This window comes from Sphingopyxis sp. P8 (assembly GCF_020622175.1).
GTDB lineage: Bacteria > Pseudomonadota > Alphaproteobacteria > Sphingomonadales > Sphingomonadaceae > Sphingopyxis > Sphingopyxis jiangsuensis.
Genome location: NZ_JACNMK010000002.1, coordinates 395811 through 410797, shown reverse-complemented (window position 1 = coordinate 410797; position 14987 = coordinate 395811). Strand labels below are relative to the sequence as shown.

12 protein-coding genes are annotated in these 14987 nt (G+C 65.4%); all 12 read left to right on the top strand.

Annotated elements, in window-relative coordinates:
- Window positions 1-111 precede the first annotated feature (111 nt).
- The 12 genes from H7692_RS10470 to H7692_RS10415 all read left to right on the top strand — a co-directional run bounded on the left by H7692_RS10470 (window position 112) and on the right by H7692_RS10415 (window position 14918).
- The gene (locus tag H7692_RS10470; RefSeq protein ID WP_201928347.1) at window positions 112-693 is read left to right on the top strand and encodes an ANTAR domain-containing response regulator; all 582 of its coding nucleotides are present in this window, start codon (window positions 112-114) and stop codon (window positions 691-693) included.
- Window positions 690-1898: a CmpA/NrtA family ABC transporter substrate-binding protein gene (locus H7692_RS10465; RefSeq protein WP_201928348.1), complete on the top strand. Its 1209-nt coding sequence runs from the start codon at window positions 690-692 to the stop codon at window positions 1896-1898. Before H7692_RS10470 ends, H7692_RS10465 begins: the two co-directional genes overlap by 4 nt.
- Before the next feature lie 259 nt (window positions 1899-2157).
- A complete protein-coding gene (locus H7692_RS10460; protein ID WP_222136796.1) occupies window positions 2158-3390 on the top strand; it encodes a nitrate/nitrite transporter in 1233 nt (410 codons plus the stop codon).
- A 3-nt stretch (window positions 3391-3393) separates the two neighbouring features.
- A complete protein-coding gene (locus H7692_RS10455; RefSeq protein WP_222136794.1) occupies window positions 3394-4596 on the top strand; it encodes a hypothetical protein in 1203 nt (400 codons plus the stop codon).
- Entirely contained in the window at window positions 4596-7073 is a 2478-nt protein-coding gene (gene nirB, locus H7692_RS10450; protein ID WP_222136792.1) for a nitrite reductase large subunit NirB, read from the top strand. Before H7692_RS10455 ends, nirB begins: the two co-directional genes overlap by 1 nt.
- Window positions 7070-7414: a nitrite reductase small subunit NirD gene (gene nirD / locus H7692_RS10445; protein WP_222136790.1), complete on the top strand. Its 345-nt coding sequence runs from the start codon at window positions 7070-7072 to the stop codon at window positions 7412-7414. Before nirB ends, nirD begins: the two co-directional genes overlap by 4 nt.
- Window positions 7414-10011, top strand: coding sequence for a nitrate reductase (locus tag H7692_RS10440; protein WP_222136788.1), 2598 nt, complete (start codon window positions 7414-7416; stop codon window positions 10009-10011). The genes nirD and H7692_RS10440 overlap by 1 nt, the downstream gene beginning before the upstream one ends.
- On the top strand, window positions 10001-10801 hold the full coding sequence (gene cobA, locus H7692_RS10435) for a uroporphyrinogen-III C-methyltransferase (RefSeq protein WP_222136787.1): 801 nt from the start codon (window positions 10001-10003) through the stop codon (window positions 10799-10801). Before H7692_RS10440 ends, cobA begins: the two co-directional genes overlap by 11 nt.
- A gap of 138 nt (window positions 10802-10939) precedes the next feature.
- On the top strand, window positions 10940-12172 hold the full coding sequence (locus H7692_RS10430) for a DUF418 domain-containing protein (RefSeq protein WP_201928355.1): 1233 nt from the start codon (window positions 10940-10942) through the stop codon (window positions 12170-12172).
- A gap of 332 nt (window positions 12173-12504) precedes the next feature.
- Window positions 12505-13812 (top strand): tyrosine-type recombinase/integrase, encoded by a 1308-nt coding sequence (locus H7692_RS10425; RefSeq protein WP_227340135.1) that lies wholly within the window; start codon window positions 12505-12507, stop codon window positions 13810-13812.
- On the top strand, window positions 13809-14552 hold the full coding sequence (locus H7692_RS10420; protein WP_227340134.1) for a hypothetical protein: 744 nt from the start codon (window positions 13809-13811) through the stop codon (window positions 14550-14552). The genes H7692_RS10425 and H7692_RS10420 overlap by 4 nt, the downstream gene beginning before the upstream one ends.
- Before the next feature lie 90 nt (window positions 14553-14642).
- Window positions 14643-14918, top strand: a complete 276-nt coding sequence (locus H7692_RS10415) for a helix-turn-helix transcriptional regulator (protein WP_227340133.1) — start codon at window positions 14643-14645, stop codon at window positions 14916-14918.
- Window positions 14919-14987 lie beyond the last annotated feature (69 nt).

The window sequence follows — 14987 nt, the reverse complement described above, 5'->3', positions numbered from 1 at the left end:
TGCGCCCCAACGCGTAAGATAATTACGCAACATCATGCATTCGCTCTTGAATCGGCACTTTGGAGAGAAACCTACTGGTCGATTTGTGCGCTGCAGCGTAAAGGCCCGATCATGAGGATCGCGATTATCGACACCAGCGCGGGGCGAGCAGCCGTCATATCCGACGGCTTGCGCGAAGCGGGGCTCGACGATCTGGTGATCATCGAGCCCGCAGGCCCCCTCGCCGCACAGATCGAAGCGGCAGCCCCCGAGGTCGTGCTGATCAATCTCGAAAATCCAAGCCGCGACCAACTCGAGGATTTCTTTACCGTGTCGCGCGCGCTCGCAAAGCCGATCGCGATGTTCGTCGATCAGAGCGATGCCGAGGCGACCGGCGCAGCGATCGATGCGGGCGTGTCGGCCTATGTCGTCGACGGGCTGTCGAAGCAACGGATCAAGCCCGTCGTCGATCTGGCGGTGCGCCGTTTCCAGGCCTTTTCGCGCCTTCAGCGCGAGCTGGACGAGGCAAAGGGCGCGCTCGCCGACCGTACGGCGATCGACCGCGCCAAGGCCATTTTGATGAAGCGCCGCCAGATCGACGAGCCGGCGGCCTATGCGCTGCTGCGCGGGCAGGCGATGCGCACAAACCGCCGGATCGCCGAAATCGCCGAGGCGATCATCACGAGCGAAGAATTGATGGGGGACCAGCCGTGAGCCGCGAAACTTTCCGTATCGGCTTCCTTCCGCTCGTCGATGCAGCGCTGCCAATCCTTGCGCACGAGCTGGGCTTTGCAGCCGAAGCAGGTGTCGAGGTCCAGCCGGTGCGCGATATGACATGGGCGACGGTGCGCGACCGGCTGCTCTATGGTCACACCGACGCAGCGCATCTGATTGCACCGCTCGCCATAGCGACAGCCTTGGGCCGCGATCGGCCGCCGGTCGAGCTCGCCGTCCCCTTTGTCCTCGGACTCAATGGCAATGCCGTGACCTTTTCGACCACGCTGGCAAAGGAAGTCGGACTGGGAGCCACGTTGGGCGACCCGGCGGCGATCGGTGCCGCGCTGCGCTCGATCGCCGTCGCGAGAAAGCCGGCGCGGCCGCTGCGCTTCGGCGTCGTCCACCGCTATTCGAGCCATAATTATATGCTGCGCTATTGGCTCGCGGGCGTCGGCATCCGTCCCGATGAGGATGTCGAGATCGTCGTCACCAGCCCGCCCTTTGCCGCCGACGCACTCGCGGCGGGCGAGGTCGACGGCATCTGCGTCGGCGAGCCGTGGAACTCGATCGCTGTCGACCGCGGTGTCGGCCATATTGCACTCGCCACTGCGCAAATCTGGCGGCGCGGCGTCGAAAAGGTGCTCGCGATGCGGACGGCGATCGCCGACGATCGCCGCGATGCCGTGCTCGCGCTGATCCGCGCGCTCCACAAGGCGGCGGCGCATTTCGTCGATCCCGAGGCCGCCGAGGAATGCGCCGCGATCCTCGCACGGAGCGAATATCTCGACGCGCCGAAGGACGCGGTGCTGCGCGCGATCACCGACCGTATCCGCATCGTTCCCGGCGGCAATCCCCTTCACTATCCCGATTTCATGTTCCAGTACCGCGAGGCGGCGAACTTCCCCTGGCGCAGCCAGGCGGCCTGGCTCTACTCGCAGATGACGCGCTGGGACGGGCTTTCCTATTCGCCGCGCGACGCCGCGACGGCGACCGACGTGTTCCGGCCCGACCTTTATCGCGCCGCGCTTGCGGGCTCCGCCGCGCCGCTTCCGGGTGCGAGTTCGAAGCTCGAAGGAGGCCTCGAAGGCCCCACCGGTGCGGGGTCGGTGCAGGGGCGGTTGATGCTCGGCAGCGACCGCTTTTTCGACGGCCGCGCCTTCGATCCGGACGATATCGAAAGCTATCTTTCGGAATTGCCCTGACAAATTCCCCGTCTCGAATTTTATGCTGCACCTGCGAAATAACCGCTTGCGGCGAACACGCGAATCAGGCAGGTTAATCGCACTCGGCAGGGCTGCCGGGGCAGGATAAGGCGGAAGAGGCTCCAGCGCCGGGGCCGGACCGCAGGCGGACGGGGAGCCTTTTCCCCGTTATCCCACAGGCAATGAAGCCGTCAGGATGCGCCCGCATGGCCGCCGTCCTGGCGGCTTTTTTATTGCCCGTCACACAAGGGGACGGACGATGGCAAACACGGGTGATAGTGCAGCGGGTGGAAAGACGAGCTTTTGGTCGAGCGGGCATTTGCCCACGCTGATTGCCGCCTTTCTCTATTTCGATCTCGCCTTCATGGTGTGGGTAGTGCTCGGCCCGCTCGCGCCGCAAATTTCCGAAACATTGGGGCTGACCCCGGCGCAAAAGGGGCTGATGGTCGCAGTTCCCACGCTCGCGGGGGCGCTGCTGCGCGTCGTCAACGGCCTGCTTGTCGATCGCATCGGGCCGAAGCGTTCGGGCGCGATCAGTCAGGCGATCGTCATAGCTGGCCTGTTCACGGCATGGGTCGCCGGCGTGAACAGCTTCGAGGGCACACTCGCGCTGGGCGTTATCCTCGGCTTTGCCGGGGCGAGTTTCGCGATCGCGCTGCCGCTCGCGAGCCGCTGGTATCCGTCCGAACATCAGGGCAAGGCGATGGGGCTTGCCGGCATGGGCAATTCGGGCACGGTGCTCGCCGCGCTCTTCGCTCCGGGTCTCGCCAAGCTGTTCGGCTGGAATGCCGTGCTCGGCCTCGCCTGCATCCCGCTGTCGATCGTCTTCGTCCTCTATCTCTTCATGGCGAAGGATGCGCCGAATGCGCCCGCGCCCAAGAAGCTGGTCGACTATTTCCAGCCGCTCAAAAGCGCCGATGCCTGGTGGCTGATGGCCTTTTATTCGGTGACTTTCGGCGGCTTCGTCGGCCTCGCCGCATCGCTCACCATCTATTTCACCGACCAGTTCGATTTGACGCCGGTGCTTGCGGGCTATTGCACTGCGGGCTGCGTATTTGCCGGGTCGCTCGTGCGCCCCTTCGGCGGCGCGCTCGCCGACCGCATTGGCGGGGTCAAGGCGCTGATGATGGTGTTCGTCGTCGCGGCACTGGCGCTCGCCGGGGTGCCGCAGGCGGACAGCCTGCCGGCCGCGCTCGGACTGTTCGTGGTCGCGATGCTCGCGCTCGGCACGGGCAATGGCTCGGTGTTCCAGCTCGTTCCGCAGCGCTTTTCGGCAGAGATCGGCGTGATGACAGGACTCGTCGGCATGGCGGGCGGGGTCGGCGGCTTCTATCTCGCCTCCTCGCTCGGCTTCGCCAAGCAGTGGACGGGCAGCTTCGCACCCGGATTTTATATCTTCGCCGGACTCGCGGTCGCGGCGCTCGTCGCGCTGACGCTCGTCAAGGGCCAATGGCGTCGCACCTGGGGCGCGGCCGAAGGCGTGCGGATCTGACCCATGAACCGCACGCTCATCCTGCTGCTGGCGCTCGCGCCGGCCGGGGCGGCTCACGCCCAGGCCATCGGGCTGAAGCCGCTCGGCGAGGCGCGGCTGCGCTATGAAACCGTCGATCAGGACGGAGTCGCCGCCGACGCCGACGCGCTGACCCTGCGCGTCCGCGCCGGGGTCGAGGCAAAGGCGGGGCGCTGGTCGGCCCTCGTCGAGGGCCAGGGGAACCTCGCGATCGTCGACGACTATTTCGATGGCCTCCACGGCCCGGCAACGCTGCCGCTGGTCGCCGATCCCCAGAATATCGCCCTTGCCCGCGCGCAGCTCCGCTATGCTTCGCCGGGCTTTGCGATCACCGCCGGGCGGCAAAAGCTGGGCTTTGACGACGAACGCTTCGTTGGCGGTGTCGGCTTTCGCCAGAATGGCCAGAGTTACGACGCGGTGCGTGCCGAAATCGTGCCCGCGCAGGGCGTGAAGGCCGACATCGCCTATGCGTGGAGCGTGCGCACCATTTGGGGCATCGACGGCGCGGGTACGCGGCAGCAGGCGGTGTCGGGGGACAATGTCCTTGCCAATCTGAGCACGCAGACGCCCGTCGGAAAAGTCACGGCCTTCGCCTATCTCGTCGATCAGGACGAAGCAGCGGTTCAGGGTTTTCGGCTGTCGAGCCAAAGCTATGGCCTGCGGCTCGATGGCAACCAGCCCATCGGCAAAGCGAAAATCGCCTATCAATTCAGCTATGCGCGCCAGTCCGATTGGGACCGCAATCCGAACAACTATTCTTCCGACTATTGGATCGCCGACGTCGCTCTCGACCTCGGCGGACCCCGGGTCGGCGTCGGGTATGAAATACTCGGCGCCGACAACGGGGCCGCGCTGACCAGCTTCCAGACTCCGCTCGCGACCGGGTTCAAATTCCAGGGCTGGGCCGACAAATTCCTCGTCACCCCGCCCGATGGAGTGCGCGACCTCTATGCGACCGCGGGCTGGAGCTGGAAGGCGGTCGGCCCGCTCAAGGCCGTGACACTGCAGGCCGCCTATCACGACTATCGCAGCGACCGCGCGCACCGCGCCTATGGCGACGAAATCGACCTGCTCGCGAGCGGCAAGCTTGGCAAGGTGACGGGTTCGGCGCGCTATGCCCGCTACCGTGCCGACGGCTTCGCGACCGACACCGACAAATTCTGGCTTCAACTGGACTGGATACTTTGATGGAACATCGCCCGATCAAGGCCGAAAGCGACACGCGCGAGCACCTCGTCGTCATCGGCAACGGCATGGCCGGCTGCCGCGCGGTCGAGGAACTGCTTGCGCGCGACGCGGCGCGCTACCGCGTGACGATTTTCGGCGCCGAACCGCGCGTCAATTACAACCGCATCATGCTCTCCCCCGTGCTCGCAGGGGAAAAATGCTTCGACGATATCGTGATCAACGATGCCGACTGGTATGCGGCAAACGGCATAGCGCTCGTCGCGGGCGACCCGGTGGTCACGATCGATCGCGAAGCGAAGACGGTGACGACGCGCGGCGGGGTCAGCGAGAGCTATGACAAGCTGCTCATCGCGACCGGCTCCGACCCCTTCATCATCCCCGTCCCCGGCAAGGACCTGCCCGGCGTCATTGCCTTTCGCGACATGGACGATGTCGGCGCGATGCTGAGTGCCGCCGAAAGGGGAGGCAGCGCGGTGGTGATCGGCGGCGGCCTGCTGGGACTCGAAGCCGCGCACGGCCTCTCCCTGCGCGGCATGAAGGTCACGGTGCTGCACCTGATGCCGACCTTGATGGAACGCCAGCTCGACGAGGCGGCGGGATGGCTGCTCAAACAGGCGCTCGAAGCACGCGGCCAAACGATCCTGACCGGCGCCGACACCGCCGAGATTATTGGCAACGGCAAGGTCGAAGGCGTGAAGCTCAAGGATGGAACGCTGATCCCCGCCGACATCGTCGTCATGGCGGTCGGCATCCGCCCCTCGACCGCGCTTGCGCGCGAAGCGGGGCTCGCGGTCGGGCGCGGCATCCAGGTCGACGATCATATGGTGACGAGCGATGCCGATATCCTCGCCGTCGGCGAATGCGTCGAGCATGACGGGCAGGTTTATGGCCTCGTCGCACCCTTGTGGGATATGTGCCGCAGCCTCGCCGACGGGCTGGTCGAAACGCCGACGGGCTATCGCGGCTCGGTCACCTCGACCAAGCTCAAGGTGTCGGGTATCGATGTCTTTTCGGCGGGCGATTTTTCGGGCGGCGACGGGTGCGAGGATATCGTCCTGCGCGACGCCAGCCGCGGCGTCTACAAGCGCGTCATCGTCAAGGACGACCGCATCGTCGGCGCGGTGCTCTATGGCGATACCGCCGACGGCAATTGGTATTTCGATCTGCTCAAGAAGCAGGAGGACGTGTCCGACCTGCGCGACGTGCTGATCTTTGGCCAGGCCTTCGCCTCCGGGGGTGGGCAGGCGGACCCTAAGGCGGCCGTTGCGGCGCTTTCCGACGATGCGGAAATCTGCGGCTGCAACGGCGTCTCCAAGGGCCAGGTCGTCTCGTGCATCGCCAAGGGCGCGCACAGCCTCGACGCCGTGCGCGGCAGCTGCAAGGCCTCGGCAAGCTGCGGAAGCTGCACCGGCCTCGTCGAAAATCTCCTCGCGCTGACGCTGGGCGACGATGTGCAGAGCGGCCCCAAGACGATGTGCAAATGCACGAGCTTCGGCCACGACGACGTCCGCCGCGAGATTGTCGCGCAAGATATGCGCTCGATCCCCGAGGTGATGCAGAAGCTCCACTGGTCGACCCCCGATGGCTGTTCCGCGTGCCGCCCCGCACTCAATTATTATCTGCTCTGCGCGCTGCCCGGCGAATATGTCGACGACCAGCAAAGCCGCTTCGTCAACGAGCGGCTCCACGCCAATATCCAGAAGGACGGCACTTACTCGGTCGTCCCGCGCATGTGGGGCGGGCTGACCAACCCAACCGAACTGCGCGCGATCGCCGATGTCGTCGAGAAGTATGAAGCGCCGATGGTCAAGGTCACCGGCGGCCAGCGGCTCGACATCTTCGGCATAAAGAAAGAGGATCTGCCCGCCGTCTGGGCCGACCTCAACGCCGCGGGGATGGTCTCGGGCCACGCCTATGGCAAGGCGCTGCGCACCGTGAAGACCTGCGTCGGGTCCGAATGGTGCCGCTTCGGCACGCAGGATTCGACCGGGCTCGGCGTCAAGCTTGAGCGGATGAGCTGGGGCAGCTGGATGCCGCACAAGTTCAAGATCGCAGTGTCGGGCTGCCCGCGCAACTGCGCCGAGGCGACGATCAAGGACTTCGGCGTCGTCTGCGTCGACAGCGGCTATGAACTGCATGTCGGCGGCAATGGCGGCATCCATGTCCGCGCGACCGACCTGCTCTGCAAGGTTGCGACCGAGCAGGAAGCGATGGACCATTGCGCTGCCTTCATCCAGCTCTATCGCGAGGAAGCGCGCTATCTCGAGCGGACCGCGCCGTGGATCGAGCGCGTCGGGCTCGAGCATATCAAGGCGCGCATCGTCGACGACGAGGCAGGCCGCGAGGCGCTGCGCGCGCGCTTCCTCTACTCGCAAAGCTTCAGCCAGGACGACCCATGGGCACAGCGTGCCGAGGGCGCCGAGGCCGAACATCATGCGCCGATGGCGCGATTCACGCCCCAAAAGGAAATCGCATGACGACGACCGCGGAATGGCTCGACATCGGCTGGGTCGACCAGATCCCCGTTCGCGGCAGCCGCACGGTGCAGGTCGAGGGCGGCGACGACATCGCCGTCTTCCGCACGGCGGAGGGCAAGGTCTTCGCGCTGCTCGACCGCTGTCCGCACAAGCGCGGCCGCCTGTCGCAGGGCATCGTCCATGGCGGGGCGGTCGCCTGTCCGCTGCACAATTGGCGGATCAGCCTGTCCACGGGCGAGGCGCTCGGCGATGACAAGGGCTGCACGCCGACGGTGCCGGTCAAGATCGACGGCGGGCGCGTGCTGATATGCCGGGCAAGCACATTGAAGGCCGCTGCCTGATGGCCGATGCCATCCGCACCACCTGCGCCTATTGCGGCGTCGGCTGCGGCATTCGCGCGACGGTGACGGGCGAGCGCTCGCTGGAAATCGCGGGAGATCCCGACCACCCCGCGAACCACGGCCGCCTCTGTTCCAAAGGCACGCATCTCGGCGAGACAGTCGGACTCGAAGGCCGCCTGCTCCATCCGATGATCGGCAAGAAGCGCGCGAGCTGGGACAAGGCGCTCGACCTCGTCGCGAAGAAGTTTCGCGACACCATCGCGCGCCACGGCCCGAACAGCGTTGCCTTTTACGTGTCGGGGCAGTTGCTGACCGAGGATTATTATGTCGCCAACAAGCTGATGAAGGGTTTCATCGGCTCGGCGAACATCGACACCAATTCGCGCCTTTGCATGTCGAGCGCCGTCGCCGCGCACACGCGCGCATTCGGCGAAGACATCGTCCCTGCGACCTATGACGACCTTGATGCCGCCGACCTGATCGTTCTCGTCGGCAGCAACACCGCCTGGTGCCACCCGATCGTCTATCAGCGCATCCGCGCACGTTGCGATGCGGGCGCGAAGCTTGTCGTCATCGACCCGCGCCGCACCGAGACCGCCGAAGAGGCCGACCTGCATCTTGCGCTCCGCCCCGGCAGCGACGTCGCGTTGATGAACGGGTTGCTCCAGCATTGCCGCGAGGCGGGTGTGGTCGACGACGCTTATCTCGCCGCGCATGTAGCCGTTCCGCAAGATTTCTGGGATCAGCTTGGAGAGGGGAATGACCTGTGGTCGGTCGCGCGCACTTGCGACGTGCCCGTCGCCGACCTCAGGCATTTCTATGAGCTGTTCGCCGCGACGCCGCGCACCATCACCCTGTTCAGCCAAGGGGTGAACCAGTCGACAATCGGCACCGATCAGGGCAATGCCATCCTCAACCTGCATCTCGCGACGGGGCGCATCGGCAAGCCCGGTGCCGCGCCTTTTTCAATCACGGGCCAGCCCAATGCGATGGGCGGGCGCGAGGTTGGCGGGCTCGCCTCGACGCTCGCCGCGCATATGGATTTCGCGGACGACAATCGCGAACGCATCGCGCGCTTCTGGGCTGCGCCCGCGGTGGCCGAAAAGCCGGGGCTGAAGGCGGTCGACCTGTTTCGCAGCATCGGCGAGGGCCGCATCAAGGCACTGTGGGTGATGGCGACCAATCCCGCCGTATCGATGCCCGACGCGGGCCGCGTGCGCGAGGCGCTCGCCGCCTGCCCCTTCGTCGTCGTCAGCGATGTGATCGAGGAAACCGACACGGGCGCCTTCGCCCATGTCCGCCTGCCCGCCGCCGCATGGGGCGAAAAGGACGGAACGGTCACCAACAGCGACCGCACGGTGAGCCGCCAGCGCGCGCTCTTTCCCCTGCCCGGCGAAGCGATGCCCGACTGGTGGATCGTCAAGGAAGTCGCACGGCGGATGGGGTGGAAGAACGCCTTCGCCTATGACCGCCCAGCCGACATCTGGCGCGAGCATTGCCGCCTTTCGACCTATGAGAATGACGGCGCGCGCTTTTTCGCCCTCCCCGGCGCAGCGCATGGCGGCAACGCCGCCTATGATGCAATGGAACCCTTTCGCTGGGGCGGCGAGCAGATGTTTGCCGACGGCCGCTATCCAACCGAGGACGGACGCGCGCGCCTGATCGCGGTTGCGCAAAAGCCGCTGCCCGAACCGCTCGAAAAATGGCCGCTCACGCTCAACACCGGGCGCTACCGCGACCAGTGGCACACGATGACGCGTACCGGCCTTGCGCCCAAGCTCGCGCGCCATCGCGAGGAACCGCTGGTCGAGGTGCATCCCGCCGATGCGGAGCGGCTCGGCCTTGCAGACGGCGGCCTCGCGCGCGTTTCGACGCCGCAGGGCGACAGCATCTTTCGCGTCGCACTCCACGATGGCCAGCGCCGCGGCGAACTCTTCGTGCCGATCCATTGGACCGATCGCACATCGAGCGGCGGGCGTACCGGCCTTCTCACCCGCCCGCTCGTCGATCCCATCTCGGGCCAGCCGGGGTTCAAGCGGACGCCCGCCGCAATCGAGCCGGTCGCGGTGCGCTGGCGCGGCTTCATCCTGTCGAGGGGCGAACTTGCCGAACGCCCGCCGTGCCTGTGGGCGACGCGCGTCGCCGTGCCGTCGGGGGTGATGTGGGAGGTCGCGGGCAATGGCGATCCCAAGCGGCTCGAAACGCTGCTTCCTGCCGGACAGCGCATCGAAGCGGTCGATGCGGGACGCGGGACGCGCCGCGTCGCAGTGATCGCCAACGACCGGCTGGCCGCCGCGCTGTTCCTGACTGAAAACGGCGAATTGCCGCCGCGCGACTGGCTGATCGCGCAACTTTCGGCGCCGCAAGTTGCGCCGACGCTGCTCGCGGGCCGCGCGCCGGGCGTGCAGGCCGACCGCGGGCCAATCATCTGCAGCTGCTTCGATGTGGGATTGAAGACGATCGTCGCGGCGATCCGCGATCAAGGCCTCGCCGATGTCGCCGCTATCGGCAACGCCATCGGCGCGGGAACCAACTGCGGCTCGTGCCGCCCCGCACTCGCCCGCATCCTGACCGAGGAGACCAGCCATGCAGCCTGACGACTTCGCCCCCGGCACGGTATGGCTCGTCGGTGCGGGGCCGGGCGATCCCGAATATCTGACGATGAAGGCGGTGCGGCTGATCGAACGCGCCGACATCGTCTTTTACGACGCGCTCGTGGGGCCCGAGATCCTCAACCTCATTCCGGCCGGAACGGAACGCGTCCCGGTCGGCAAACGTTCGGGCCGCCATTCGCAGGACCAGCGGACGATCGACGCGATGCTCGTCGCCGCCGCGACCGCGGACCGACGCGTCGTCCGGCTCAAGGGCGGCGATCCTTCGCTGTTCGGCCGCTCGAACGAAGAAATGGAAGCTCTCCGCACGGCGCGATGCGCGGTCCATGTCTGCCCCGGCGTCACGGCCGCAAGCGCGGCGGCGGCTTCCGCAGGCGTTTCGCTGTCGCTGCGCGGCGTGGCACGCGAAGTCCGGTTCGTCACCGCGCACAGTCGCCGGGGCGCGGCGCTCGATCTCGACTGGCACGATCTCGCGCGCGCAGGCGCCACGCTCGCCTTCTATATGGGACGCGACGCGGCGTCCGAAATTTCCCGGCAATTGATCGCCAACGGCATGCCGGGCGGCACGCCGGTCCTCATCGCCTGCAATGTCAGCCTGCCGCACGAAATGATATTGTCGACGCGCCTCGACCTTCTCGGACTGGCGACCCGCGCGCTCGCCGCAACGGCGCCAACCCTGATCTTGGTAGGCGAAGCGGTGCAGGCCGGGAGCGACCGAATCGGGACGACAATGCGTCATGCCACGCCAATTGTCGGACAATCGGAACCGCCATAGGACGCAGACGATCAGTTGGCCCGATTCCGGTCAGCGATGTCCGTCCTAGATTCTCAGAACTCATGCGGATGTCGATGGCGACTGGACGGATGACGATAGCCTGTTAGGGTCAACCGATCCAAAAAGGCATCACGCGAGATGAAGACCGCGAGTCTCATTGCCCCGGCGGACCCCGGCGATCGATTTACCGAGATCGATGCTTTGCGCGGCTTTGCCCTTTTCGGCATCCTGCTCGCAAATCTGCCCGTGTGGATCGGAATCCCGTTCGCCGGTGATCGTACCGCCGATCTGTTGGGAGGCATTACGCTGCAGCAGTTTGCCGCTGTCTTCAACGGATTGCTCGACGGCAAATTTTACACGATCTTTTCCGCGCTCTTCGGGCTCGGCTTTTCCTTGCAGCTCGAGCGGCTGGAAGCGCGTGGCGCCAAAGGCATCCGTATCTTCCGTCGCCGAATGGCGGTCCTGCTCATGTTCGGTCTGATCCATATCTGCCTGATCTGGCCGGGCGATATCCTGATGCTCTACGCGCTCATGGGATTTACCCTGCCCCTCTTCCGACGCTTGTCGGACCGGGCGTTGCTGCTTGTATCGGCACTCCTAATTTTCGTGGTACCCGCACTGCTGGTATGGCTGGTCACCGTGCCGCATCCGGACTGGACGAAACCGATGTGGGACGCCGCCATGGCGATCTATGTCGGCGCCGGCGGCACCGCTACCTCGAACGATGCCTATTTCAACGACCTCGCCACCGGAGGCTTCGCCGAGTTCGTGCCGCGTGCGGCATCCGAGTGGGCGTTCGGGATCATATCCCGGATCGAGGACTGGCGCTTTATCAAGGTGTTGGGGACGATGCTCCTCGGCATGTGGGCGGGTCGGCTGCTCCTGCGCGGGCAACTGATCGGCAATCGTCGCCTGCTTTGGCAGGTCGCGCTTGGCGGGGCCGTCATCGGGGTTCCGTGCGCGATCGTTTACGCGCAACAGATGCCCCACCAGCAATCCCACTGGTCTTCGCTCGCCGGAACCGCGCCGTTGGGGCTCGCATATGCGGCGACCTTTCTCCTGGCGATCTCCCGTTTGCCGCGGGTCGAGCGCGCACTGGCGGACGCGGGGAGAATGGCGCTAACAAACTATGTTGCGACCAGCGTGGTGATGAGCTTTCTGTTTTACGGGATCGGGTTGGGGATGATGGGTACGCTTCGCGTGCCCGAAACCTATGCGATTGGACTCGCCTTCTTCGCGCTGATGTTGGCTTGGAGCCGCTGGTGGCTGGGCTCGCATCGTCAGGGACCGTTGGAATGGCTGTGGCGGCGGCTGACCTATCCTGCGCGCTCCGCGAATATTGACCCTCCCGGAACGGTTACTGTCGGCTGACCATTCTATCGCAAATGACCGAGGGCACCTCGACGACGTCGAAATGGCCGGCGACAGCTGGCCGATGCCAACCATAAGAGCGATTAGTTTCGAAAGGTCTGTCGAATGAACGACGATGGAGCGGGCGAAGGGATTCGAACCCTCGACCCCAACCTTGGCAAGGTCCGCCTCCTGCGGTCCGGGAGGTTCCGGAGGAATCCGTCGCGTTCGGAAAACATTAGGATTACTGCGGTTTACGGGTTATTCGGAGCTCGGAAGGTTTCGGCGGGGTTCGCCGGGACCCGGGTACCGGTAACCTAGCCGGTATCCTCAGATTACTGAGGAGGGCCGGGATGGCAAGCGCAGCGAAGAAGTACCCGATGGAGCAGCGGCGGCTGGCGAACGCTGACTTGAGCAACCTCAGGGTCCCGAAGGGTGCGTTGGCGCTCGAGGTCAGGGACACCGCTTGCGACGGTCTCCGGCTCCGGGTCTCGCCCACCGGCAAGATGACGTGGTCTGTCGTGTACCGTGTCGCGGGCAAGGGGAAGGTGACGAACGCCGGAACGCCCAAGAAGGGTCCGCCCACCCGCGTCACGCTCGGCACGGCAAAGGAGGTCAAGTACGGCGATGCCCGGAAGCAGGCGCTCGAGATCATGGAATTGGCCTCGCAAGGCGTGGACTACGCCGAGAAGAGGAAGGAGGCCGCCTCCGGCCATTCGTCCCGCACGGTCGAAGCGCTCGTTGATCGCTTCATTGACGAGTACGCCCGGCCGGTGACGGCCAAGAGCGGCAATCGGGAGGAGCTCGCCCGGAATTGGCTCACGAAGCCCGAACTCGAGAAGTGGCACGGCCGGGAGCTTTCCGAGATAACACGCGCCGACATTCACGCCGTCCTCGACAAGGTCGTTTCGGGGCGCGGCGAACCGGCCGCAATCGAGATGCGGAAGCACCTCAGCAAGTTCTTCCATTGGGCGGTTGATCGTCAGCTCATCACCACCAACCCGATTAGCCGCCTTGATCGGGTCGAGGCGTACACCGAACGGGAGCGGGTGCTCTCGATGGACGAGCTTCGCCAAGTATGGGACGCGGCGGGCGAGATGGGCAATCCGTTTGGGCCGATGTACCGTATGCTGATACTCACGGGCGCGCGGCGGGCAGAGATCGGGGAAATGGAGCGGAGCGAGCGGCGAGACGTGAAGCTCGACAAGGATGACGAGGAGACGGTCCCCGCCGTTGTTCTCGTGCCCTCTCGGGTCAAGAACCGCCGGGGCCGCACATTCTACCTGTCCCCTCCGGCGGTCGAAGTCCTCGACAGTGTTCCGGTGTTCAAGGACAAATTCGTGTTCTCCTCGACCGGGGGCAAGACCCCGGTTAGCGGATATTCGAAGGCACAGGATCGCATCATGCGCATCATCAGCGAGAAGGCGAATGAAGCCGCAGTGGAACGGGGCGATGAGCCGCCCGAGCCGATGGAGCATTGGACCATGCATGACATTCGTCGTTCGGTGGCAACGTGCATGGCCGAGATGGGCATCCCGGGCGAACATATCGAGGAGGTCCTCGGTCACTCGAGGGAGAAACTCCGGCGCACCTACAACAAGCACACCTACGCATCCGAGGTCCGAGAGGCGATGCTGCGCTGGGGGGCACTCTGGGCATGAGCGGAGACGATTGGCTTTCTGAATACGAGCGCATGGTTGCCGACCTCCCGGCTCCGGTCCCGATGGCCCAATGGACGGAGGAAGAGGCCCGCGCCCACGCCGATGCGGCATTCCACGAGGCCCCCGCTGCGTTAAAGCGGGAAGAGTTGCTCGGAGAGGCCCGGCGACAGGCCCGGGCCGCGAAAACGCCGCGCCGCATTGAGGGCATCCGGCGCAAGTCGCCCGAATTGGCGGACCTCATCCAAGAGGACCTCGAGCATATCCGCCGAACCACCCTTGGCGCGGATGATTGTCCCTTCGACCTCCTCATCCAGTACTGGTATTGGCTCTACACCCGTGACGATGACGGCGAGGGGTTCATGGATTTCCTCATCCGGCGCGAACGGGGCGGGCCGCCGAAGAATGCCACACAGGGGGACCGAAGGAAGGGCGAGCAAAGGACGGCACGGGGCAAGAGGCCGAGCGAGCCGGAGCTCCGGGCGGCCGCCTTCGTGCTCATGGACTGGCGCAATGCGACGGGCAGGTCCGTCACCGCCACTCTCTACAGCACGGCGAAGGACGATCACGGCGATGACCCCCACGCTCCGAGCGAGGCAGTGGCGTGGCTGGCGGACGAGCTCGCCTCGCTCGACCGCCGGTTGGGCCAAGACAGCCGAGGGGAATTGGCAGACTATGAGAGGCTGGCATTCCGGGAGATCGCTGCTTGGCGTGATGCGCCGGAGCCGGGCGCGCGCGTGTAATCGTACCCAATAGCCATAATTTCCCGGGTCAGTGATCCGGGCGAATACCCTCCCGAACCGCAGCGAACCGCGCGGGATAAGGAGGACGACATGGCCGAAGAGGCACCCACCGAAGAGATCGAGGCCAGCGCTGATGACGCTGCCGAGAAGAAGGAGCCGAAGCGCTCCAAGTCCACGGCATTCATGCTCCGGGCTGACGTGATCGAGCACACGACACTGAGCAAATCCGTGTTGCGCCGTCTGATGATGCGCGACGAGTTCCCGAGGCCGGTCAAGCTCGCACCCAATCGCGTTGCGTGGGTCCGTAGCGAGGTTGAGGCGTGGGTCGATGCAAAGAAGCTCGAGCGCGTAGCCGAGGCCGCCTGACTGTAGGGCCGCCCGCCCTGACCATCAGAGGCGAACGGCCCAATTCACAGGGTGGAAAGGAGACTTTCC

Excerpts from the sequence above, each read along its gene's own strand:
- nirD (WP_222136790.1), top strand. The coding sequence starts at position 7,070 with ATGACGACGACCGCGGAATGGCTCGACATCGGCTGGGTCGACCAGATC.
- H7692_RS10470 (WP_201928347.1), top strand. The coding sequence starts at position 112 with ATGAGGATCGCGATTATCGACACCAGCGCGGGGCGAGCAGCCGTCATA.
- nirB (WP_222136792.1), top strand. The coding sequence starts at position 4,596 with ATGGAACATCGCCCGATCAAGGCCGAAAGCGACACGCGCGAGCACCTC.
- cobA (WP_222136787.1), top strand. The coding sequence starts at position 10,001 with ATGCAGCCTGACGACTTCGCCCCCGGCACGGTATGGCTCGTCGGTGCG.
- H7692_RS10425 (WP_227340135.1), top strand. The coding sequence starts at position 12,505 with ATGGCAAGCGCAGCGAAGAAGTACCCGATGGAGCAGCGGCGGCTGGCG.
- H7692_RS10455 (WP_222136794.1), top strand. The coding sequence starts at position 3,394 with ATGAACCGCACGCTCATCCTGCTGCTGGCGCTCGCGCCGGCCGGGGCG.
- H7692_RS10460 (WP_222136796.1), top strand. The coding sequence starts at position 2,158 with ATGGCAAACACGGGTGATAGTGCAGCGGGTGGAAAGACGAGCTTTTGG.
- H7692_RS10420 (WP_227340134.1), top strand. The coding sequence starts at position 13,809 with ATGAGCGGAGACGATTGGCTTTCTGAATACGAGCGCATGGTTGCCGAC.
- H7692_RS10430 (WP_201928355.1), top strand. The coding sequence starts at position 10,940 with ATGAAGACCGCGAGTCTCATTGCCCCGGCGGACCCCGGCGATCGATTT.
- H7692_RS10440 (WP_222136788.1), top strand. The coding sequence starts at position 7,414 with ATGGCCGATGCCATCCGCACCACCTGCGCCTATTGCGGCGTCGGCTGC.
- H7692_RS10415 (WP_227340133.1), top strand. The coding sequence starts at position 14,643 with ATGGCCGAAGAGGCACCCACCGAAGAGATCGAGGCCAGCGCTGATGAC.